Source organism: Pseudoduganella buxea, assembly GCF_009720835.1.
Taxonomy (GTDB): Bacteria; Pseudomonadota; Gammaproteobacteria; order Burkholderiales; family Burkholderiaceae_D; genus Rugamonas; species Rugamonas buxea.
Genome location: NZ_WNKZ01000001.1, coordinates 142,538 through 164,924, shown reverse-complemented (window position 1 = coordinate 164,924; position 22,387 = coordinate 142,538). Strand labels below are relative to the sequence as shown.

General features: G+C 65.0%; 20 protein-coding genes. 8 read left to right on the top strand and 12 right to left on the bottom strand.

The window, feature by feature from the left end:
- The first annotated feature begins 27 nt into the window (after nucleotides 1-27).
- Entirely contained in the window at nucleotides 28-2,784 is a 2,757-nt protein-coding gene (locus tag GM672_RS00690; RefSeq protein WP_229427696.1) for a TonB-dependent receptor domain-containing protein, read from the top strand.
- Between the two features lie 165 nt (nucleotides 2,785-2,949).
- On the top strand, nucleotides 2,950-3,912 hold the full coding sequence (locus tag GM672_RS00685) for a S66 peptidase family protein (protein WP_155468594.1): 963 nt from the start codon (nucleotides 2,950-2,952) through the stop codon (nucleotides 3,910-3,912).
- A gap of 15 nt (nucleotides 3,913-3,927) precedes the next feature.
- Here GM672_RS00685 and GM672_RS00680 read toward each other — a convergent pair whose 3' ends face one another.
- The gene (locus GM672_RS00680; RefSeq protein ID WP_155468593.1) at nucleotides 3,928-6,129 is read right to left on the bottom strand and encodes an NADP-dependent malic enzyme; all 2,202 of its coding nucleotides are present in this window, start codon (nucleotides 6,127-6,129) and stop codon (nucleotides 3,928-3,930) included.
- 173 nt (nucleotides 6,130-6,302) lie between these two features.
- Between GM672_RS00680 and GM672_RS00675 the strand changes: the two genes are divergently transcribed.
- Nucleotides 6,303-7,205 (top strand): YihY/virulence factor BrkB family protein, encoded by a 903-nt coding sequence (locus GM672_RS00675; protein ID WP_155468592.1) that lies wholly within the window; start codon nucleotides 6,303-6,305, stop codon nucleotides 7,203-7,205.
- A gap of 6 nt (nucleotides 7,206-7,211) precedes the next feature.
- On the opposite strand, the gene GM672_RS00670 is transcribed toward GM672_RS00675, so the two are convergent.
- Nucleotides 7,212-8,516, bottom strand: a complete 1,305-nt coding sequence (locus tag GM672_RS00670) for an ATP-binding protein (RefSeq protein ID WP_155468591.1) — start codon at nucleotides 8,514-8,516, stop codon at nucleotides 7,212-7,214.
- Between the two features lie 267 nt (nucleotides 8,517-8,783).
- On the opposite strand from GM672_RS00670, the gene GM672_RS00665 reads away from it, so the two are divergent.
- Nucleotides 8,784-9,479, top strand: a complete 696-nt coding sequence (locus GM672_RS00665; protein ID WP_229417487.1) for a hypothetical protein — start codon at nucleotides 8,784-8,786, stop codon at nucleotides 9,477-9,479.
- Between the two features lie 10 nt (nucleotides 9,480-9,489).
- Here GM672_RS00665 and GM672_RS00660 read toward each other — a convergent pair whose 3' ends face one another.
- The 7 genes from GM672_RS00660 to GM672_RS00630 all read right to left on the bottom strand — a co-directional run bounded on the left by GM672_RS00660 (nucleotide 9,490) and on the right by GM672_RS00630 (nucleotide 17,180).
- Nucleotides 9,490-10,170, bottom strand: a complete 681-nt coding sequence (locus tag GM672_RS00660; RefSeq protein ID WP_155468590.1) for a response regulator — start codon at nucleotides 10,168-10,170, stop codon at nucleotides 9,490-9,492.
- Nucleotides 10,171-10,311: 141 nt separating this feature from the next.
- Nucleotides 10,312-11,439, bottom strand: a complete 1,128-nt coding sequence (locus tag GM672_RS00655) for an acyl-CoA dehydrogenase family protein (protein ID WP_155468589.1) — start codon at nucleotides 11,437-11,439, stop codon at nucleotides 10,312-10,314.
- A gap of 221 nt (nucleotides 11,440-11,660) precedes the next feature.
- Nucleotides 11,661-12,329 carry an SDR family oxidoreductase gene (locus GM672_RS00650; protein ID WP_155468588.1) on the bottom strand — a complete coding sequence of 223 codons (669 nt, stop codon included), beginning with the start codon at nucleotides 12,327-12,329 and terminating at the stop codon, nucleotides 11,661-11,663.
- Nucleotide 12,330: 1 nt separating this feature from the next.
- A complete protein-coding gene (locus GM672_RS00645) occupies nucleotides 12,331-13,530 on the bottom strand; it encodes an acetyl-CoA C-acetyltransferase (protein WP_155468587.1) in 1,200 nt (399 codons plus the stop codon).
- On the bottom strand, nucleotides 13,523-15,352 hold the full coding sequence (gene aceK / locus GM672_RS00640; RefSeq protein ID WP_155468586.1) for a bifunctional isocitrate dehydrogenase kinase/phosphatase: 1,830 nt from the start codon (nucleotides 15,350-15,352) through the stop codon (nucleotides 13,523-13,525). The genes GM672_RS00645 and aceK overlap by 8 nt, the downstream gene beginning before the upstream one ends.
- 155 nt (nucleotides 15,353-15,507) lie before the next feature.
- The gene (locus GM672_RS00635; protein ID WP_155468585.1) at nucleotides 15,508-16,692 is read right to left on the bottom strand and encodes an isovaleryl-CoA dehydrogenase; all 1,185 of its coding nucleotides are present in this window, start codon (nucleotides 16,690-16,692) and stop codon (nucleotides 15,508-15,510) included.
- A 95-nt stretch (nucleotides 16,693-16,787) separates the two neighbouring features.
- On the bottom strand, nucleotides 16,788-17,180 hold the full coding sequence (locus GM672_RS00630; RefSeq protein WP_155468584.1) for a MerR family transcriptional regulator: 393 nt from the start codon (nucleotides 17,178-17,180) through the stop codon (nucleotides 16,788-16,790).
- A gap of 77 nt (nucleotides 17,181-17,257) precedes the next feature.
- On the opposite strand from GM672_RS00630, the gene GM672_RS00625 reads away from it, so the two are divergent.
- Together GM672_RS00625 and GM672_RS00620 are read left to right on the top strand one after the other, a co-directional pair.
- Nucleotides 17,258-18,301, top strand: a complete 1,044-nt coding sequence (locus tag GM672_RS00625; RefSeq protein WP_155468583.1) for an MBL fold metallo-hydrolase — start codon at nucleotides 17,258-17,260, stop codon at nucleotides 18,299-18,301.
- Between the two features lie 294 nt (nucleotides 18,302-18,595).
- A complete protein-coding gene (locus GM672_RS00620) occupies nucleotides 18,596-19,003 on the top strand; it encodes a hypothetical protein (protein WP_155468582.1) in 408 nt (135 codons plus the stop codon).
- A gap of 78 nt (nucleotides 19,004-19,081) precedes the next feature.
- Here GM672_RS00620 and GM672_RS00615 read toward each other — a convergent pair whose 3' ends face one another.
- The 3 genes from GM672_RS00615 to grxD all read right to left on the bottom strand — a co-directional run bounded on the left by GM672_RS00615 (nucleotide 19,082) and on the right by grxD (nucleotide 21,347).
- Nucleotides 19,082-20,299 carry an erythromycin esterase family protein gene (locus GM672_RS00615; protein ID WP_155468581.1) on the bottom strand — a complete coding sequence of 406 codons (1,218 nt, stop codon included), beginning with the start codon at nucleotides 20,297-20,299 and terminating at the stop codon, nucleotides 19,082-19,084.
- A 138-nt stretch (nucleotides 20,300-20,437) separates the two neighbouring features.
- Nucleotides 20,438-21,037: a UbiX family flavin prenyltransferase gene (locus GM672_RS00610; RefSeq protein WP_155468580.1), complete on the bottom strand. Its 600-nt coding sequence runs from the start codon at nucleotides 21,035-21,037 to the stop codon at nucleotides 20,438-20,440.
- Nucleotides 21,030-21,347, bottom strand: a complete 318-nt coding sequence (gene grxD, locus GM672_RS00605; protein ID WP_134386117.1) for a Grx4 family monothiol glutaredoxin — start codon at nucleotides 21,345-21,347, stop codon at nucleotides 21,030-21,032. The genes GM672_RS00610 and grxD overlap by 8 nt, the downstream gene beginning before the upstream one ends.
- Nucleotides 21,348-21,518: 171 nt before the next feature.
- Between grxD and GM672_RS00600 the strand changes: the two genes are divergently transcribed.
- Entirely contained in the window at nucleotides 21,519-21,848 is a 330-nt protein-coding gene (locus tag GM672_RS00600; protein WP_229427695.1) for a PadR family transcriptional regulator, read from the top strand.
- Nucleotides 21,845-22,387: a DUF2812 domain-containing protein gene (locus tag GM672_RS00595; RefSeq protein ID WP_155468579.1), complete on the top strand. Its 543-nt coding sequence runs from the start codon at nucleotides 21,845-21,847 to the stop codon at nucleotides 22,385-22,387. Before GM672_RS00600 ends, GM672_RS00595 begins: the two co-directional genes overlap by 4 nt.

Below are 22,387 nucleotides of genomic sequence, written 5' to 3'. Positions count from 1 at the left end.
GGAGTCCCCAACTTTTGGGAGAGAACCGTGAAACTGAACAAACTGGCGCAGCTGCTTGCGCTGATCGGCGTTGCCGGTCCCGCCATCGCGCAGGAAGCACCGGCACCGCAGATGCAGCGTGTCGAAATCACCGGCAGCAGCATCAAGCGCATCGCCAAGGAAGGCGCGCTGCCCGTGCAGACCATTACCTTCGACACGATCCGCAAGGCCGGCATCACGGACACGGCGCAGCTGATGCGGCTGATCTCCGCCAACGGCACGGGTGCCGACAATATGACGTCGGGGAACAACGTCTTCGGCGCCGACGCCGACCGCGTCTCCGGCGGCGCCTCGTTCGCGTCGCTGCGCGGCCTGGGCCCGAACGCCACCCTGGTGCTGCTGAACGGCCGCCGGCTGGGCAACCACGGCGGCAGCGGCAAGGCCGTCGACCTGAACGCGATCCCGCTGGGCGCCGTCGCCCGCGTCGAGATCCTCAAGGACGGTGCCTCCGCCATCTACGGCACCGATGCCATCGGCGGCGTCGTCAACTTCATCCTGCGCACCGACTACAAGGGCCTGGAAGCATCCACCACCCTGAACGCCACCGAGGCGGGCGGCGGCATGGAGCGCAGCTACTCGCTGCTGGGCGGCCTGGGCGACCTGCAGGCGGACGGCTGGAACGTGATGGCCAGCGTGACGCACGACGTCAACGACAAGCTCGAATCGCGCCAGCGCCGCTTCGCCAACGGCTTCCAGCCCGAACGGGGCCTGTCGCCGGACACCACCGGCACGCCCTACGCGAACATCCTGACCGGCGCCGGCACGGCCCTGGGCACGGGCTTCAAGATGCCGGGCGACGCCACCACCTACCTGCAGGCCGGCCTGCTGAGCCTCCAGGGCAAGTGCGACAGCGTGCCCGGCATGTCGCAATACCAGACCGACCTGTGGAAGGACGTCACGTCGCCCACGCGCACCCGCTATTCCTGCGCCTACGACTACGGCGGCGACTACGTGATCGGCTTCCCCGTCGAGCGCACCACGGCCGTTTCGCGCGGCACCTTCAAGATCGACGACAACCACCGCGTGTTCGCCGAGTTCCTCGGATCGCGCACGGAGGCGACGGCCGAACTGACGCCGCTGCAGATTTCGACCAGCCTGGCCAACGGCAATGCCTATCCTGTCAACGGGCCGTACTACCAGGACCTGTCGGCCTATATCCCCAGCTACGACCGCAGCAAGCCGATCATCTACAAATGGCGCACCACGCCATGGGGCAATCGCACCCAGTACAACGAGGCCGAGAGCTACCGGGGCCTGCTGGCGGCCGAAGGCACGCTGGCCGGCAAGTACGACTACAAGGTAGGCCTGTCGCGCTCCATCAGCACGACGCAGACGGACCTGGTGGACGGCTACGGCTACACGGACAAGATCTACGCGGCCCTGGCCAGCGGCATCGTCAACCCGTGGGCGGCGCCGGGCCAGGCCCAGACCCAGCAGGCCATGGACCTGATCGAATCGACCAAGTACCGGGGCGCGTTCCAGCACGGCCGCACGACGATGACGCAGCTGGACGGCTCGGTTTCAGGGGAAGTGTTCAACCTGCCCGCCGGCGCCGTGTCGATGGCGGCCGGCTTCGACCTGCGCAAGGAGACGTATTCCTTCGGCCAGGATGTCGATGCAACGAAGATCCTGCTCTCGCCGGGGAACGCCAACCTGGACCAGGCCACGCGCTACGTGCGCGCCGTGTATGCCGAGGCCCTGGTGCCCGTGCTGAAGGACCTGGAAGTGCAGCTGGCGATCCGCCGCGACAACTACAGCCTGATCGGCGCCACCACCAATCCGAAGGTGGCCTTCCGCTACCAGCCGCTGCAAACGCTGCTGTTCCGGGGCTCGGCCGGCAAGGGCTTCCTGGCGCCCAGCTTCAACCAGCTGTATGCGGGCCGCCTGTCGCAGGAACTGCCGAACGGGATCATCGACCAGCAAGGCTGCGCCGCCAACCCCGGCAACCCGGCTTACTGCGCCATCGAACGGCTGGACTACAACACCGGCGGCAATCCGTCGCTGCGGCCCGAAACGTCGAAGCAAGGCACCCTGGGCATCGTGGCTGAACCCTTCCGCAACTTCAGCGTATCGCTGGACTGGTGGGCCATCAATATCAAGGACCGCATCCTGAACCGCACGCCCCAGGTGGTGCTGAACAATTACCAGTACCTGCCGCAGTACATCGTGCGCGCCCCAGACGGCACCATCGATCACGTGGAAGCGGGCTGGATCAACGCGGCCGGCCTGAAGACGCGTGGCATCGACATCGGCCTGCGCTACGACGGCAAGGTCGATGGCTACACCTACGCGGCCGTGCTGGACGGGACCTACCTGGACAGCTTCAAGTTCGCCGAGTTCGAAGGCCAGCCGTACAAGGAGCAGGTCAGCCAGTTCAGCACGCGCGACATCTACCTGCGCTGGAAGCACACGGCCAGCCTGACGGTCGGCAAGGGCAACTGGAGTGCCCTGCTGATGCAGCGTTACGCGTCGGGCTACAACGACCAGCTGCCCAACGGCGGCAAGGGCACGCCGCCGGCCGGCTTCGACCCGCGCGTGAAGCACTACACGAAGCACGACGTGTCGCTGACCTATACGGGCTTCCCGAAGACCACCATCACGGTGGGCATCCAGAACCTGTTCGACACCGACCCGCCGTTCACGGCGCACAACGTGGATGAAGTGGTGGGTGCCGGCTGGGACCCGCGCGTGGCCGATCCACGGGGCCGGGCGCTGTCGTTCAATCTGAAGTACAAGTTCTTCTGATTGACCACCCGGCGCAACCTGGGCCGCCTGCTGGCGGCCGGCGTCATTGCCCGACTCGCCGCCGGCCTGCCGGCGGCGCGGGCCGCGTCACCGAAGCTCGCGTCACCGAATTTGACGGCACCGAAACTCACGTCATACACTCCACCGCAACCGCGTAGGCATACCATGCCGCATCCCCCGCTGATCAAACCACCCCGGCTGGCGCCGGGCAATACCGTCGGCCTGATCGCGCCGGCCGGCGTCATCTCCCAGGCCCTGGTCGACAAGTCCGTCGCCCGCGTCGAGGCGCTGGGCTTTCGCGTCAGGCTGGGGGCGCACCTGACGGCCGTGCATGGCAATTACGCCGGGCTGTGGGCCCAGCGCATGATCGACTTCAACGCCATGTTCCGCGACCCGGACGTGAAGGCCATCTGGGCCATCCGGGGCGGCTCGGGCGCGCTGCAACTGCTGCCGCACATCGATTACCAGATGGTGCGCGCCAACCCGAAGATCTTCGTCGGCTATTCCGACATCACGGCCCTGCACCTGGCGCTGCGGCGCCACGCCGGCCTCGTGACGTTCCACGGTCCGCTGGCCATGTCGACGCCGTCGGACTATGCGACGACGCACCTGATGAACCTGTTGATGGACCCGCAGGAAGAATATGTGATTCCCATGTCGGCGGAAAACGACCGCCGCGCGCTGCTGGCGCCGCAGTTCACGCGCCGTACCGTCGTGGCGGGCGTGGCCGAAGGGCGGCTGACGGGCGGGAACCTGTCGCTGGTGGCGGCGCTGGCCGGCACGCCGTACGCGGCCGATATCCGCGACAGCATCCTGTTCCTGGAAGACGTCAACGAGGAGCCCTACCGGATCGACCGCATGCTGATGCAGCTGCAGATGAACCAGCCCTTCGGCCAGGCGGCCGGCGTGATGCTGGGCGTGTTCGAAGGCTGCGGGCCGGCGCCGGGCGAAAGCGCGCTGACCCTGGATGAGACGACGGACCAGCACCTGCGGCCCTTGAGGATTCCCGCCGTGACGGGCTACTCCTTCGGCCATATCCGCGACCAGTTCACCCTGCCGATGGGCCTGCGCGCCCGGCTCGATACGGGGACGCAGACCCTGACGTTGCTGGAGGCCGGCGTCAGCTGACGCCGGCCGCTCCTCCTAGCGCACGCCGGCGACGGCCAGTGCCGTCATGTTGACGATGCGGCGCACCGTCGCGCTCGGGCTGAGGATGTGCACCGATTTGGCTGCGCCCAGCAGGATCGGGCCGACCGTGACGCCCTTGCCTGCCGCCACCTTCAGGATATTGAAGGTGATGTTGGCAGCGTCCAGCGACGGCATCACCAGGAGGTTGGCGCTGCCGCTGTAGCCGCCTTCGGGCTGGTACAGGCGGCGGATGTCCTCGGACAGCGCGGCGTCGCCGTGCAGTTCGCCCAGCACCGGCAGTTCCGGATCGCTCGCGGCCAGCAGGTCGCGCGCGTCGCGCATCTTGCGGGCGGACGGTCGCTCGGACGAGCCGAAGATCGAATGCGACAAGAGCGCCGCCTTCGGTTCCAGGCCGAACTGGCGCAGCTCGGCCGCCGCCAGGCGCGTGATGGCCGCCAGTTCCTCGGCGTTCGGGCTGTCGTTGACGTAGGTGTCCGTGATGAACAGGGTCAGCTTGTCCAGCACCAGCGCGTTCATCGCCGCCAGCACGTTCACGCCCGGCGCCATGCCGATCTCGTTCTTCACGTGCGCCAGGTGGCTGTCGTAGCCGTCCTTCATGCCGCAGATCAGCGCATCGACGTCACCGCGCGCCAGCAGGCGGCAGCCCTGCTTCGTCGTGTCGCCGTCGGCGTCCACCAGCGTGTAGTCGACGTCGCGGCGCAGGCGCAGGCCGGCCTTGCGGATGGCCTGCTCCACTTCCTTGGCGTCGCCGATCAGCACCGGCTTGGCCAGGCCCTGGTCGACCACGGTCTGGGCCGCGCGCAGCACGCGCTGGTCGGCGCCTTCGGCGTAGGCCACACGGCCCGGCTTGGCCTTGGCCTGGGCGAACACGGGTTTCATGAAGAAGCCGGTGTGGTAGATCATCTCGGCCAGCTTGTCGCGGTAGGCCGCCATGTCCTCGATGGGGCGGGTGGCCACGCCGGAGGCTTCGGCGGCGGCGGCGACGGCCGGGGCGATTGCCGCGATCAGGCGCGGGTCGAACGGCTTGGGAATGATGTAGTCGGGGCCGAAGGTCAGGTCCTGCCCCGCATAGGCGGCGGCCACGGCGTCATTCGCTTCCGCTTCGGCCAGTTCGGCAATGGCCGTCACGCAGGCCAGCTTCATCTCGTCGGTGATGCGGGTGGCGCCGCAGTCGAGCGCACCGCGGAAGATGTAGGGGAAGCACAGCACGTTGTTGACCTGGTTCGGGTAGTCCGACCGGCCGGTGGCGATGATGCAGTCCGGCCGTGCGGCGCGGGCCACTTCCGGGCGGATTTCCGGCTCCGGATTGGCCAGGGCCAGGATCACGGGGCTGCGTGCCATGGTTTTCACCATGTCGGCGCTCAAGACGCCGGCGGTGGAGCAGCCCAGGAACACGTCGGCATCGCGCACGATGTCGGCCAGGGTGCGCGCGCTCGTGTCCTGCGCATAGCGGGCCTTGTTCGCTTCCATGTTCGCTTCGCGGCCGACGTGGATCACGCCTTTCGAATCGGCCACGAAGATGTTCTCGCGCCGCACGCCCAGGCTGACCATCATGTCCAGGCAGGCGATGGCGGCCGCGCCGGCGCCGGAGGCGGCCAGCTTGACGTCGCCCAGTTCCTTGCCCACCACCTTCAGCGCGTTCAGCAGGGCCGCGCTGGAGATGATGGCGGTGCCGTGCTGGTCGTCGTGGAAGACGGGGATGTTCATCCGCTCGCGCAGCTTCTTCTCGATGTAGAAGCACTCGGGCGCCTTGATGTCTTCCAGGTTGATGCCGCCCACGGTGGGTTCGAGCATGGCGATGGCGTCGACCAGCTTGTCCGGATCGAGTTCGTCCAGCTCCAGGTCGAACACGTCGATGCCGGCGAATTTCTTGAACAGGCAGCCCTTGCCCTCCATCACGGGCTTCGAGGCCAGCGGCCCGATATTGCCCAGGCCCAGCACGGCCGTGCCGTTGCTGATGACGGCCACCAGGTTGCCGCGCGAGGTGTATTCGGCCGCCATGGCCGGGTCGGCGGCGATTTCCTCGCAGGCGTAGGCCACGCCGGGGGAATAGGCCAGCGACAGGTCGCGCTGGTTCGACAGCGGCTTGGTGGCCACCACTTCGATCTTGCCGCGCACGGGGCTGCGGTGATATTCCAGCGCGTCGGCGCGCAATTGGGTGTCGCGGCTGTCTTCCTGGCTGCTTTCGGTGCTCATCTTGTCTCCTGCTGCGTTTGTCATGAATCGGTTGAGGCGGTGCCTTGGGCGAGTCTGGCGCTGCTCCTGGCCGCAATATCGTACACCAATGTCAATATTTCGTTTCGCCAAGGCCTTGGCGCCACCGACCAGCCGAACGTCGCCGCCCCGCTCGCCCCGGTAGAATTGGCGTCATGACAATACTCAACCGCAATGCCACTGCCTACGTGCTCGGCCATCCATTGCGTTTCGCGCTGCAGTGCCTGGCCGGCTTCCGGGCCAACCAGGGCCTGCTGCTGGCAGGTGCTGTCGCCTACTATTCGCTGCTGTCGATCGTGCCGCTGGTGATGCTGGTGGTGGTGGCGCTGTCGCACATCATCGATCCGAAGGAACTGCTGGAAACCATCGGGCATTACCTGGAATGGCTGGTGCCGGGGCAGTCCGGCGCCATCGTGGCCGAGGTGGCCCACTTCCTCGACCACCGCGACCTGGTCGGCTGGTTCCTGGGCCTGACGATGCTGTTTTTCAGCTCGCTCGCATTCACCGTGCTGGAAAACGCCATGTGCGTCATCTTCATCCACCGCGTGGCCGTGCGGCGGCGTCATTACGCCATTTCCGCCGTGCTGCCCTACTGCTACATCCTGTGCCTGGGCGTGGGCGCGCTCGTCGTCACCCTGGTGGCGGGCAGCCTGCAGGTAATCGGCGCGGAGAATGTGCGCCTGTTCGGCTACGAATGGTCGCTGCACGGCCTGTCCGGCGCCCTGCTGTACCTGCTGGGCCTGTCCGGCGAGGTGCTGCTGCTGTCGTCGATCTATATGGTGATGCCGGTGGGCCGGCTGTCGTGGCAGCACGCGCTGATCGGCGGCGTCACGGCCACCGTGCTGTGGGAAATCGCCCGGCACGTGCTGGTGTGGTATTTCTCCACCTTGTCGCAGGTGAATGTCGTGTACGGCTCGATGACAACGGCCATCGTCGTCATGTTCAGCCTGGAGATCGGCGCCACCCTGCTGCTGTTCGGGGCCCAGGTGATCGCCGAATACGAGAAGGTGGCGCGGGGCGACGTGACGCCGACGCCGCCGCTGCGCACGCCGGCCTGAGCGGCCCTACGCCGGCGGCAGCATGATGACGAAGCGGGCCCCGCCCAGTGGCGACGTCTCGATGCGCAGGGCGCCACCGTGCAGCGACACGGCCTTGCTGGCGATCGACAGGCCCAGGCCGAAGCCGCCCGTGTTGCGGTCGCGGCTGCGGTCGAGCCGGTAGAAGGGCTCGAACACCCGCTCCCGCTCGTCTTCCGGAATGCCGGGTCCGTCGTCGTCGACGACGATGATAACGCCGTCGACCTTGCGAGCGGCCGACAGCGCCACCCGGCCGTTGGCATATTTCTGGGCATTCCTCAACAGGTTGCCGGTGGCGCGCATCAGCAGGCGGCAGTCACCGTAATAGGTGCCCAGGCCATCGGGCACGGACACGTCCAGCGACACCGTCGACGGCGGCAGCGTATTGGCGCAACTGCGCAGCGCGTCCGTCACGTTGAAGGTCTCGTAGCGCAGCGGCTGCTCGCTGTCCAGGCGCGCCATGCCCAGCAGTTCGCTGACGAGCGACTTCAGCTCCGTCAGGTCGCCCTGCATGCTGCCGATGCGCTTTTCCAGCACCGTGTCGCCCACCGTGTCATGCAGCAGCTCCAGCGCGAATTCGAGGCGGGCAATCGGCGTGCGGATTTCGTGGGACACGGAGTTCAACAGGCCCCGCTGCGATTCCAGCAGGGTTTCGATGCGGTCCGCCATGTGGTTGATGCGTTCGGCCAGCGGATAGATGCTGTCGTCCGGCTTCATCTGCGCGCGCACCTTCAGCTGGCCGGCGCCGAAACGGTCCGCCACCTTCATCAGGGCCTGCAGGCCGCGCCAGTGCGAGCGCGACCACACGCCGATGGGTACCAGCAGCGCCAGCGCCACGATGATGTAGCGCACCGCCTCCATCTGCAGGGCCACCTTGATGTCGATCGGCAGGTTCTGCGCGTGGATGGCTTCTTCATTGCTGCCGATATATTTGTCGCCCGTCAGGTCGACGCGGCGGTACAGCGCCTTGCTGCCGATATCGATAACCACCTCGCCCCGGTCGAAGGCCTCGCGCTCGCGGCTGGGCAACTGGGCCCGCGCCGTGCTGAGGGGAATCAGCTCGAAGCGCACATCCGACACTTCGCGCACCTTGTTCAGCCGGTCGAGCCATCCGTCCGCCGGGGCCTGGTCGACATATTGCTCCAGCAGGAAGATCTGCGCCGCCGCCTGGTTGCGGGCGATGCTTTCCAGCGGGTCGCCGAACATGCGGTTGATGGCGAAGTACACGATCAATGCCGCCACGCTGATCGACAGCATCACGAGGGTGAAGAATCGGAAGAACAGGCGGTTCATGTTGCCATTGTATAAGAAACAAGACCTGTAAAACCACGGTCACACATTTATGACAAAAGCAGGACAGATTGGGGCGGATTGCGCTATCACTCCTGTATACGATGGCAATGCCTGTTTCCGCCGGCGGCAGGATGCTGTCCGCGTCTCCCGGATGGCCTTGCGATGGCATCCGGCATGATTTGTTTACATAACTCAACGATTGAAAAACAGGCCCATTACAACGGGAGAGACGCGATCTCTCGGAAAACCGAGTGTGCAGTGCTGACCATGGCGCCCATCCGCTCCCTGCTGTTGCTGTTGACCTTGTGCGCCGTGGCGCGCACCGGCGCCGCACAGCCGCAGGAGGCCGGCTGGATCAGCTACCGCGAGGCCTACCGGGCCATGGTGACATTCGCCAAGTACGGCAAGGCAAAGAATTTCCTGCAGAATCATTACCAGGTGACGCCGAAAGACCCCGGCCAGTCGCTGGAGGGCGTGCGGCTCACGTTGACGGGCCGCACGACGCAGCTGAACCTGCCGCTGGACCCTACCGGCCGCACCGTCCTGCCGCTGCTGAAGGCCGCCTACGACGAGAATGCCATGCTGGTGTTGAACCGCAATGCCAGCCTGTTTACGTTCCAGCCGCGGCTGTCGATCGTGCCGCGGGTGGACGGCATCTATGAGGGACAGGACTTGCGCATGGCCTGCGACCAGGCCCTGCAATACATGCGCTACACGGACCCCGGCTACGCCAGCCGCCAGTGCAAGGGAGTGCGCTTTGCCTTCGTGCCGAAAAGCGACGCGGCCGTGCGTATCCGCGACCCGGAACGCGAGGTGACGTTGGTGCCGGAGCTGGGCCCCGCCTTCGACGGCGAGGCCAATGCCGGCTTTCGCGTGATGACCTACCGCTTTGCCGACTGGGCCGAGCGCATCCACGTCATCAGCCAGAATGCACCGGTGGCCATCGCCCCGGTGATCGAATGACGACGAACGACTACGCCCAGGCCGACGGCGAGAACAGGTAGCCTTCGCCCCAGACGGTCTTGATCTTTTCCGAATCGGAATCGTCGAACTTGCGGCGCAGCTTCGAAATGCTGTTGTCGATGCTGCGGTCCAGGCCGTCGAACTCGATGCCCCGCATCTTCTTCAGCAGTGCATCGCGCGACAGCACCGTGCCGGCCGACTCGGCCAGCACCAGCAGCAGCTTGTATTCCGTATTGCTGAGCACGCACGGCTCGCCGCGCCACGTCACCGTGCGGTCGCTCGTGGCGATCGACAGGGCGCCGAAGGTCAGCATGTCGCTCGGCTGCTTGCTCTGGGCCCGGCGCAACAGGGCACGCAGGCGCGCCAGCAGCACGCGCGGCTGGACCGGCTTGTTGATGAAGTCGTCCGCACCCTGCTCCAGCAGCGACACTTCATCGTAGGAATCCTCGCGCGCCGTCATGATCAGGATGGGAATCTTGGTCAGGTCGCGCAACTGGCGGCACACCAGCATGCCGTCCAGGCCGGGCAGCATCAGGTCCAGTACGACGATATCGGGCGGTGCCGCCTTGAAGCGGGCCACGGCTTCGTCGCCGCGGCTGACCACGTCCACATTGAACTCATAGCCCGCCAGGTACTCCGTGACCAGATCGGCCAGGCGGGCATCGTCTTCCACCAGCATCACTCGATACATAGCAATTCTCCTTCATGCAACATTTTATAAGAGCGCTGCGCCCCAGCGGAAAATCCTCCTCATATTATGACAATCTGATACATAAACGAGACGATTTCTGAGTACCGCCGGGGCTGCTTCAATGTTGCGCAAGGAGCGTGGCTACAGGGCGCGGGCGATCAACAGCTTCTGGATATCGCTGGTGCCTTCGTAGATCTGGCACACGCGCACGTCGCGGTAGATGCGTTCGACGGGGAAGTCGGACACGTAGCCGTAGCCACCGTGCACCTGGATCGCATCCGAGCAGACCCGTTCGGCCATCTCGGACGCGAACAGCTTGGCCATCGCTGCCTCCTTCAGGCACGGCAGGCCTGCATCCTTCATCGATGCCGCGTGCAGGATCAGCTGGCGCGCTGCCTCGATCTGCGTTGCCATCTCGGACAGCTTGAACTGCACGGACTGGTGGTTGAAGATGGGCTGGCCGAAGGTTTCCCGTTCGCGCGCATAGCTCAATGCCGCCTCGAAGGCTGCGCGCGCCATGCCGACCGACTGCGAGGCGATGCCGATGCGCCCGCCTTCCAGGCCGGACAGGGCGATCTTGTAGCCCATGCCTTCCTCGCCGATCAGGTTCTCCGCCGGAATGCGGCAGTTCTCGAACAGGATCTGGGCCGTGTCGGAAGAATGCTGGCCCATCTTCTGCTCCAGCCCGGCGACGATATAGCCCGGGGCCGACGTCGGCACCCAGAAGGCGCTGATGCCCTTCTTGCCGGCCGCCTTGTCCGTCACGGCCATGACGATGGCCACGTCGGCATACTTGCCCGACGTGATGAACTGCTTGACGCCGTTGATCACATAGTCGTCGCCGTCGCGCGTGGCCGTCGTGCGCAGGGCCGCCGCATCGCTGCCCGTATGCGGTTCCGTCAGGCAGAACGCGCCCAGCATGTCGCCCTGGGCCAGCGGGCGCAGCCACTGCTCCTTCTGGCGCGCGTTGGCATACATCATCGCGATGCTGCACACGGGGCAGTTGTTGACGGAGATGATGGTCGACGTGCCGCCATCGCCGGCGGCGATTTCCTCCAGCACCAGCGCCAGCGACACATAATCCAGCCCGGCCCCGCCCAGTTCCTCCGGCACGGCCACGCCAAAGGCGCCCAGCGCCGCCAGCTCCTTCAGCTCCGCCTGGGGAAAGTAATGCTCCCTGTCCCACTTCGCCGCCTGCGGCGCCAGCCGCTCCTGCGCAAAGCTGCGCAAGGCATCGCGGATCATCCGGTGTTCTTCGCTCAATACCATGGTCTCTTCCTGTCTCTCTTATTGTTCAGCTTGTGTCCACGCTGGGGGCATAGCAGCGATCTTGAGAAGCATCGCTTCGCGCTGCGAAGCGGGCACTGGCATGCAAGCCAAGGCCCTTTAGACCCACCTCGACACGGCCTCAGCTGTCTGTAAGCTGAGCTCGTGTCTTTGTCGGGGTCTGACCCCAAGGTGGACACGGGGTCAGCCGTGCTGGCAGTGCCTTACCACCCAATCGCCTTGCCGTCGTAGGTGATGTAGGTGGCCTTGTCCGATGCCGGCAAGGTGGCCAGCGTGTCGCGGATGCCGGCGGCGCTCTCTTCCGGGGTGATGTCGGCCGTGGCACCGCCCATGTCCGTGCGGACCCAGCCCGGGTGGAAGGCGACGCACGTGACGCCGTGGCCACCGAAGGTCAGGGCCGTGTCGATCAGCACCGAGTTCAGCGCCGCCTTGCTGGCGCGGTACAACGAACCGACCGCGCTGTGGCGCTCGCTGAGCGAACCCATGCGCGAGGACAGCACGGCCAGCTTGCCGCGCCGGGACGCGACCAGCGGCGCCAGCATCGGCAGCAGGCGCATCGCCGCCAGCACATTGGTGTGCATCACGTTGTCGAAGTCGGCCTGGACGGGGAAGCCGTCATGGCGCGGGCCGTACACGCCCGCGTTCAGGATGGCGACGTCGAGCTGCTCGTCGTCCAGCTTCCAGCCCATGCCGGCCACGGCGTCGACATCGTTGACGTCCAGCCGATGCGGTTCCGCACCCAGCGCGCCCAGCGTTTCGCAATCGGCCTCCTGGCGTGCCGTGGCGATCACGCGCCAGCCGGCGGCCCGGTACTGGCGCACCAGTTCCAGGCCGATGCCGCGCGAGGCGCCGATGATGAGTGCGGTCGGCATCTCAGGCCAGCTCGATGCCGACGGCCGTCGCTTCGCCACCGCCGATGCACAGCGCCGCCACGCCACGCTTGCCGCCGCGGTCCTTCAGCGCGCCCAGCAGGGTGACAATGATGCGGGCGCCGGAGGCACCGATCGGGTGGCCCAGCGCGCAGGCGCCGCCGTGCACGTTGACTTTGTCGTGCGGGATGTCCAGCTCGTGCATGGCCGCCATCGGCACGGCCGCAAACGCCTCGTTGATTTCGAACAGGTCGACGTCACCCACTTTCCAGCCGTTCTTCGCCAGCAGCTTCTGGATGGCGCCCACGGGAGCCGTCGTGAATTCATTCGGCGCCAGCGCGTTGGTGGCATGGCCGACCACGCGGGCGATGACGGTGGCGCCCAGCTTCTGCGCCGTCGATTCGCGCATCATCACCAGGGCCGCGGCGCCATCGTTGATCGACGAGGACGAAGCGGCCGTGATGGTGCCGTCCTTCTTGAAGGCCGGTTTCAGCGACGGGATCTTGTCCAGCTTGGCCTTGACGGGGCCTTCGTCCTTGTCGATGACGGTGTCGCCGCCGCGGCCGGAAACGGTGACGGGTGCGATTTCCCAGGCGAACTTGCCGCCCGTGGCCGCGGCCTGCGCGCGCTTGACGGATTCGATGGCGAAGGCGTCCTGCGCCTCGCGCGTGAAGCTGAACTTGGTGGCGCATTCCTCGGCGAACGTGCCCATCGAACGGCCGCCGCCGGATTTTTCATCCTTGCTGTAGGCGTCTTCCAGGCCGTCGAGCATCATGTGGTCGAACATCATGCCGTGGCCGATGCGGTAGCCGCCGCGCGCCTTCGGGATCAGGTAGGGCGCGTTGGTCATCGATTCCATGCCGCCGGCGATGACGACGTCAGCGCTGCCGGCCACCAGCTGGTCATGGGCGAAGATGGCGGCCTGCATGGCCGAACCGCACATTTTCGACAGGGTGACGGCGCCGGTGGAGGTCGGCAAGCCCGCCTTCAGCAGCGCCTGGCGTGCCGGAGCCTGGCCCTGGCCGGCCATCAGGCAGTTGCCGAAGTAGACGTGTTCGACCAGTTCCGGCGCGATGCCGGCACGCTCGACGGCCGCCTTGATGGCGACGGCGCCCAGGTCGTTCGCGCTCAGGCTGGAAAAGTCGCCCTGGAAGGCGCCCATCGGGGTACGAGCGGCGCCGACGATAACGATAGGATCATTCATTTTCAATAGTCTCCGAAAAAAGGGGCGGTTCGGCCGGGGCCGGCGCCGGGGGTGCTGGTAATTGATTACAGAACCGTATCGATTGCGGATACGGGAAAACGTCTTCGATAAAACCGTCCAGGATGCGTTGCTTGCGCGCCTGCCACCATTCCTGGGTCAGCAGGTCGGCGTGGTGCTTCATGAAAAATTTGCGGATCTTCGCGTTCCCCAACAGGAATTTGCCGAACTGTTCGGGGAACACGTCGTGCCGGCCGATCGGATACCACGGTTCGGAGGCCATCTCATCCTCCTCGTTGCGGGGCTCGGGAATCTTGCGGAATACGCAGTCCGTGATGTATTCGATTTCGTCGTAGTCATAGAATACGACGCGCTTGTGGCGTGTGACGCCGAAGTTCTTGTACAGCATATCGCCGGGGAAGATATTCGCGGCCACCAGGTCCTTGATGGCATTGCCGTACTCGACGATGCCGTGTTCCATGTCCAGGTCGTTGCCGGCCGCTTCCGCGTTGGTCAGCCACATATTCAGCGGCACCATGCGGCGCTCGATATACAGGTGACGGATGATCAATTGATCGCCTTCTTCCTCCAGCAGCGATGGCGCGTGATGCTTCAGCTCGGCGATCAGCTCCTCGGCGAAGCGGTGGCGTGGGAAGGCCACGTTCGAGTATTCCAGGGTATCGGCCATGCGCCCGACCCGGTCGTGGTGCTTGACCAGCAGGTATTTCTCCTTGATCTGGGCCCGTGTGGTTTCCTTCGGCGCCGGATAGAAATCCTTGATGACCTTGAACACATACGGGAAGGACGGCAGCGCGAACACGAGCATGACGAGACCGCGGATGCCGGGCGCCGACTCGAACAGGTCGGACGAGTGTTTCAAGTGCTGCAGGTAGTCGCGGTAGAACAGCGTCTTGCCCTGCTTTTGCAGGCCGAGGATGGTGTAGATCTCGCTGCGCGGCTTGCGCGGCAGCAGGCTGCGCAGGAACTGCACATAGGCCGACGGCACTTCCATGTCCACCAGGAAGTAGGCGCGCGTAAACGAAAACAGGATGACGATCTGCTCCCGTTCCAGCAGCACTGTGTCGAGCACCAGCTCGCCGTTGCGGTTGTGCAGGATGGGCAGCACGAAGGGCAGCTCGCGGTCGCCGTTGATGGCCTTGCCGACGATATACGCGCCCTTGTTGCGGAAGAACAGGCTCGACAGCACCTGGAACTGGGCGTTCGGCGCCAGTTCGTCGCCGAAGAAATACTGCAGCCGCTCCTGCACCTGGGCCACGTCGCGCGACAGGTTGGCAAAGCGTGTCTCGAGCTGGAAATTGGTGACGATGCGCTTCAACGTGAACGTCATGCCGTCCACCGCCGGGTAGTACACGCGGTAGGTGGGCGACAGCTCTTCCGTCTCGATATATTCCGTCGACACGACCGGGCGCACGAAGATGAACTCGTTGTTGAAGTAACTGCGGTGCAGGATATTGCAGCAGACGGAATTGAAGAAGGTCTCGGCCAGTTCCGGGCGCTTGTGCCCGGCCAGCATGCCGATGTAATGCAGCTTCAGCTCGCGCCACACTTCGTCCGTCAGCTCGGCCGGATCGTACTCGTCTTCCAGTAGCTGCACGCATTCCTGCACGCGGTGGTCGTAAAAACCGATGCGCGAGCGCGCCGCCGCCTGCGCCTCGTTCCACAGGCCCTTCTCGAAATACCGCTTGGCATCCTGGCTGGCCTGGCGGAATAGCCGATAGTGCTTGTCGAAACCGTCGCGGATGGTGCCGGCGATATCGAAGGCAATCTGGGACGACAGCAGTTTGGGAAAAACAGCCTGGCTCATCAGCGTTCTCGCGAAGGTGACTGCCGAGTTCGTGTCCACTTTTCACACCGTGGGGTCAGACCCCGACAAGGACACAAGCTCAACAATGACGCAGCCGAGTCCGTGTCTATGTCGGGGTCTGACCCCACCGTAGACACGGACTCGGCTATACAGCCTTACTTGGTTTCGGCGAACAGCTCGCGGCCGATCAGCATGCGGCGGATTTCGCTGGTGCCGGCGCCGATTTCGTACAGTTTGGCGTCGCGCCACAGGCGACCGACCGGGTACTCATTGATATAGCCGTTGCCGCCCAGGGCCTGGATCGCTTCGCCCGCCATCCACGTGGCCTTTTCCGCGCTGTACAGGATGGCGCCGGCGGCATCCTTGCGCAGCGCGCGCACCTGCTCTGGCGACGTAGCGCGGTCGCAGGCCTGGCCGACGGCGTAGACGTAGGCCTTGCAGGCCATCATGGTCGAGTACATATCGGCCAATTTGCCCTGCATCAGCTGGAATTCGCCGATCGGCTGGCCGAACTGCTTGCGGTCGTGCACGTAAGGGACGACCACGTCCATGCAGGCCTGCATGATGCCCAGCGGGCCACCGGACAGCACGGTGCGCTCGAAGTCCAGGCCGGACATCAGCACATTGACGCCCTTGCCTTCGCCGCCCAGCACGTTTTCCACCGGCACTTCGCAATCCTGGAACACCAGTTCGCCCGTGTGCGAGCCGCGCATGCCCAGCTTGTCCAGTTTCTGCGCGATCGAGAAGCCCTTGAAGCCTTTTTCGATCAGGAAGGCCGTCATGCCACGGGGGCCCGCTTCCAAATCGCTCTTGGCATACACGACCAGGGTATCGGCATCCGGGCCGTTGGTGATCCACATTTTCGTGCCGTTCAGCACCCAGCGGTCGCCCTTGAAGTCGGCGCGCAGCTTCATGCTGACCACGTCCGACCCGGCATTCGGCTCGGACATCGCCAGTGCGCCGATATGTTCGCCGGAAATAAGCTTCGGCAGATACTTGCGCTTCTGTTCTTCCGTGCCGTTGCGCTTGATCTGGTTGACGCACAGGTTCGAATGGGCGCCGTAGGACAGGCCGACCGACGCGGACGCGCGCGAAATCTCTTCCATCGCCACGATATGGGCCAGGTAGCCCATATTGGCGCCGCCGTATTCCTCGCTGACGGTGATGCCCAGCAGGCCCAGCTCGCCCATCTTGCGCCACAAATCCATCGGGAACTGGTCGCTGCGGTCGATCTCGGCCGCGCGGGGCGCGATTTCCGCGCTGGCAAACTGCTGCACGGCTTCGCGCAGGGCGGCGATGTCCTCGCCGTGGTCAAAAGTCAGGCCTGGGAGATGGAGCATGTCTTCCTCGTCTTCGATGGATTGTTATAGAGCGCTGATTTTACGCCGATGTGACGTTTACGTAAACGTAACTCAGATCGGGCAAGTCACATCCTTCACTTCGCCGCCTGCCGCTCGGCCAGCAGCCGCCGGCACTCGTCCTCGTGCGCCGTGATTTCCGACAGCGACATCTCGATATCCTCGCGCTGCTGTTCCAGGGTTTCCCGGTGCTGGGCCAGCACGGTGAGGAAACGGTGCATCTGCGCTTCCGTATCCTTGGGCGACTCGTACATGTCGACCAGGCTCTTGATTTCGGACAGCGACAAGCCCAGCCGCTTGCCACGCAGGGTCAGCTTCAGGCGGGTGCGGTCGCGCGGCAGGTAGACGCGGTTGCGGCCGCCCGCACCCTCGCGTGACGGGTTCAGCAAGCCCTGGTCTTCGTAGAAACGGATGGCGCGGGGAGTGATGTCGAACTCGCGTGCGAGCTCGGTGATGGTATAGGTCGGCATGGCTTACAATGGAATCAGGTTTCCGTTTACGTAACGTCAACTCCATTGTAGCCCACGCGCGCCAGGAAAGAACGCCGATGAATGCCCTCGAATCCCAACTGCAGTATCCGCTGGCCGAGCAGGTGCCCGAGCCGGGCGCGGCGCTGGACGTGGTGCCCGGCGTGCGCTGGCTGCGCCTGCCGCTGCCGTTCGCGTTGGATCACATCAACCTGTGGCTGCTGGACGATGCCCACGGCTACACGGTGGTCGACGCGGGCGCGGCCACGGACGCTTCCCGCGCGGGCTGGGAAACGGTGATGGCCCGGCAGTTCCACGGCAAGCCCCTGCGGCGCGTGCTGGTCACGCACTGCCACCCGGATCATGTGGGCCTGGCGGACTGGCTGTGCCAGCGCTGGCAGGCACCGCTGGCGATGACGACGGGCGAGTTCGCGTTCGCGCGGATGATGGCCGCCGCCCTCCCCGGCGTGGACGGCACGGCGGCGCTGCCGCATTTCCAGCGCCACGGCCTGAACGATCCGGACATGCTGGAAAAGATGCAAAGCCGGAAGAATTACTATCCCTCGCTGGTGCCTTCCGTACCCCATGCCTACGAGCGCCTGCAGGACGGCCAGCTGGTCGCCATTGGCGGGCATGACTGGCGCGTCATCACCGGCTTCGGCCATTCGCCCGAGCATGCGTCGCTGTACTGCGCGGCACTGAACGTGCTGATCGCCGGCGACATGGTGCTGCCGAGAATCTCGACGAATGTTTCCGTGTTCGCCATCGAGCCGGAAGGCAATCCGCTGCAGCAGTACCTGGACTCCTTGAACAAATTTCATGGACTGCCCGAGGACGTGCTCGTGCTGCCGTCGCACGGTCGCCCGTTCCGGGGCCTGCACACACGCATCGCCCAACTGCAGGCGCACCATGCGGCGCGGCTGGAAGAGGTGGTCGACGCCTGCCATGTACCCCGCACGGCGGCCGACATCGTGCCGATCATGTTCCGCCGCCCGCTGGATGCCCACCAGCTCAGCTTCGCCCTGGGCGAGGCCCTGGCGCACCTCCATAAACTGTGGCGTGACGGTATCGTGCGACGTGAAAGTAACCCGGACGGCATGATACGTTTTCGTACCGTTCCATAACCTATTAGCGGTACCCTTGCCTGACTGTCGTTCCGAGGCCGGCCTCTAGGGGTTTTGTAACCGCCCCAGTTTCACATCGTCTATAATATTTCCACTATGCAACGGTCGTGTCCGTTGTGCCAATGAAACAGGATGTGCCGAAAAGGGTTTATTTCAGCTTGCAAGTGACGTTCCGGCTGGTAGTTGTGAGTAATTGGAGGTTAAAATGTTAATTATTAAATCTTCCGATTTATCACAATTGGTCTGACTACGCTTGAGACTGACTTTCATGTCGTGACCTGAAATAGTGCAACTATGAATTCTTCGAATGAACGCGAAAGCTTCAGCCAGCGGCTGCAGCAGGCCCTGAAAAACGCCCACTACTCTCCTGACAGCCCGACCCGGCTGGCACGGGAATTCAACATCCGGTTCGATGGCCGTCCCATCACGGTCCACGCGGCGCGAAAATGGCTGGTCGGCGAAGCCATTCCCACCCAGGAAAAGCTGCGCATGATCGCCCAGTGGCTGGGCGTTCCTGCCGAGTGGCTGCGTTTCGGCGGTCCGGAAGCGGCCGCGCCGAGCGCCGAAGGCGCCAACGGCCTGTCGCGGTTCGAATCGGCCGACGTCAAGCTGATCGCGGACCTGCAACGGCTGGACGAGCACCACCGCCAGATCGCGCGGGAGTTCATCCGGATGCTGGTGCGGGTGAATTACCAGAAATAAGGGCCGGTCGCTGCATCTTGCTGCGATCTTGCGCCCGGACTACTGCCGCGCCATTGTCTCTCCAACGGCGCGGCTCGCTCAGCGCGTCATCCGCACCGGCCGTATCGTGCGCGTAAAGAACAGCACGTCCCAGTTTTCGCCCAGCCGTCCCGGCATCGTCGCGATGCCCTGGCCATAGTCGAAGCTGTGCTGGGGCAAGATCACCGGTACGGTGGCCGTCATGCCCAGCAGCGGCGCGGCGTATTGGCTCAGGCGCCATTCCAGCGAACCGGGTGTCGGCGCCGGCAGGTGCAGGGCCTGCATGTCGTTGAAATCGACGATCGCGCCCGCAGCGGCCGTGAACTGCACCACCTTGTACGCCGGGCCCCAGTGCCGGTGCATGACTTCGCCGGCCTGCAGCTGGTCTGCGGCCCGCTGGAAGCCCCGCGCCACGTGGATGGTGTGGGCCCACACCACCACTTTCTTGCCGGGGAACATGCGCTCGGCCAGCCACACGGCATTTGCGCCCATGGCATTGTCGCGCTGGTAGTTCGCGCCACCGCTCCAGTAGGTGGTTGCCTGCGCCGCGATGCTGTGGACGACCCGGCACCACCAGCCGCTACCCTCCAACACGTCATCGCTTGCACCGCACAGTACTGTCTGCAATGCGGCACCGTGGCGGCGAAAGGCCGCCTGGGCGGCAGCGTCGGGCGGGATACGCTGCTGGGCGAACAGGGGCGCGGCCGCCGCCGCATAGGCCTGCCATGCCTTGCCCCGCGATAGGGCCGGCGCTCGCTTGCTCAGGTAGGCTTGCAGGCGCGGCAGCAGTTCCTTGTTGCTGAGCTCGCCCGTATGCTGGCTGTCGATGCCGGCCACCAGCATCGGCGTGCCGGCCGCGCGTTGCCGGTCCAGGTACTGCAACATGCCGCGGCCCTCGGCACTCTTCGCATACATGAAGAACACATTGCCGGGTGCCATATCGTCGTAGCGCTCGCCCGCTTCGGCACGGGCCGCCAGCCGGCCCATCTCATAGAAGCCGCTTTCCAGCAGCAACACCTCGAAGCCCATCTTCTCATGCAGATACCGCAGCAGCCGCGTCTTCAGCAGGAATTCCTCGCTGCCACCATGGGTTTGCTCGGCCAGTGCCACGACCCGGGCCTGGCCGATGGCGTCGGCAAATGGTCGTAGATCCTCGTCGTCGCCGTGCCCGGGCAGCACGCTGGCCACCGGCCACGGTTGCCCCGGCAACGGCGTCGCGAGCGCCGGCAGGGAGGTGAACAGCAGGACTACGGCCGTACGAATAATACCGAATCGCATACCAGTCTCCTTGATATTAAAACCAAATAAATACCAATTGAGGGTAGCACGCAAAACGGCATGCGTCGTCGTCCCGCCTGTGCTTCAAGGCGGAAATAAGGCAGCTCTAAGGAAATGGCCGGCGGGGCCGCAGACGAATCAGCCGTTCAGGCCGTTCCAGCGGGGCGCCGCGTGGGAGTCGATGCCGAGCAGGTCGATCACGCGCGCGACCGTGTGATCGACGATATCGTCGATGGTCTTGGGCTGGTGGTAGAAGCTGGGCAGGGGCGGGAAGATAATGCCGCCCATTTCCGTCACGGCCGTCATATTGCGCAGGTGCGCCAGATTGAACGGCGTTTCGCGCACCATCAGGATCAGGCGGCGGCGTTCCTTCAGCATCACATCGGCAGCGCGGGCAATCAGGTTGTCCGAAAGGCCGTGGGCGACGGCGGCCAGGGTTTTCATGGAGCAGGGCGCGATGACCATGGCATCGGCCTGGTAGGAACCGCTGGCGATGGTGGCGCCCACGTTGTGGGCCTTGTGCACCACGTCGGCCAGCGCCTCGACATCGCGGCGCGCCATGCCCGTTTCCTCATGCAAGGTGAGCACGGCGGCGTCGGACACCACCAGGTGGGTTTCGATTCCCGGAGGGACGTGCGAACCGCGCAGGGCCCGCAAGGTTTGCAGCAGCCGCACGCCATACACGGCGCCGGTGGCGCCCGTGATGGCGATGACGAACCGCCGCGGCCGGTCAGCCATTGTTTTGCAGCAGCGCCTTCAGTTCACCCGATTCGTACATCTCGCTCATGATGTCGGAGCCGCCGACGAATTCGCCGCGCACGTACAGCTGCGGGATCGTGGGCCAGTTCGAGTATTCCTTGATGCCCTGACGCACTTCCGGATCGTCCAGCACATTCACGGTGGCGATATTCTCGACGCCGCAGGCCTTCAGGATCTGGATCGCGCGACCGGAAAAGCCGCACTGCGGGAACTGGGCGGTGCCCTTCATGAACAGCACCACCGGGGCGGTCGTCACGGTTTCCTTGATCCAGTTTTGTACATCGCTCATAGCTGCCTCGAAAAGAAAAATTTGGGATAGGCGCATTTTACAGGCAATCGCCGCGCGGCTGCAGGGCCGGGTCGTTCCGCGAACCGGGCATTTACATCGGCGACCGGCTGGGCTACTATGCGTCTCGCTATATCGAATCACGATATAGCGTAGATCGCTATAAGGAGCGTCGTGGACATACACAAATTCTTGCCGCTGTCCGAAGCCGGCTATTACCTGTTGCTGGCGCTGGACCAGCCGGCCCACGGCTACGCGGTGATGCAGCAGGTGGAGGCGGCCAGCGGCGGCCAGGTGCGCATCGGCGCCGGCACGCTGTACGGGGCCTTCGCCACCCTGGAGCGGCAGGGCCTGATCGAGAAGGCGGGCGAGGAAGAGCGGCGCAAGTATTACCGCATCACGGCGCTGGGCCGGGCCGTCGCGGCCGCCCAGCTGGCGCGGCTGGAGACGATGGTCGGCCATGGCCGGGCAGTACTGACAAACACGAAGGGAGCGGCGCAATGACGGGCAAGCTGGTACGCAAATTCAAGATGGTGGCCGTATGGAACGACGACCGGCTCGAAGCCTGGCTCGCTGGCCTGGCGGCGCAGGGACTGGTTCTGCAGGGCGCCAACAGCGCGGGCATCTACACCTTTCGCCAGGGACCTGCCGAGGCGCTGGTGTACCGCGTCGATTACCTGGCCCCCAAAGTGGCGAACGACCCCGACTACCGGCAACTGCTGGCCGATGCCGGCTGGGAGCTGGCGGCCGGTTACGGCAACTGCCAGATCTGGGCCACGCGGCAAGGCGGCGGCAACCAGGAGCTGTTCACCGACGGGCCGTCGCGCGCCGCCAAGTACCGGCTGGCCCGGCGCCTGATGCTGGCCGCCGGTTTCTTCACGGTCATTCCCGTGCTGATCAACGCGAAATCGCTGCTGCACGGTGAAGGCTGGGCCAGCCATGCACCGCTGGCCCTGTCGGTAATGGCCCTGTGCGCGTATGCCTACTCGTTGCGCCAGATCGGCCGGCGCATCCGTGCCCTGACGGCGGCGCCGACCCTCTAG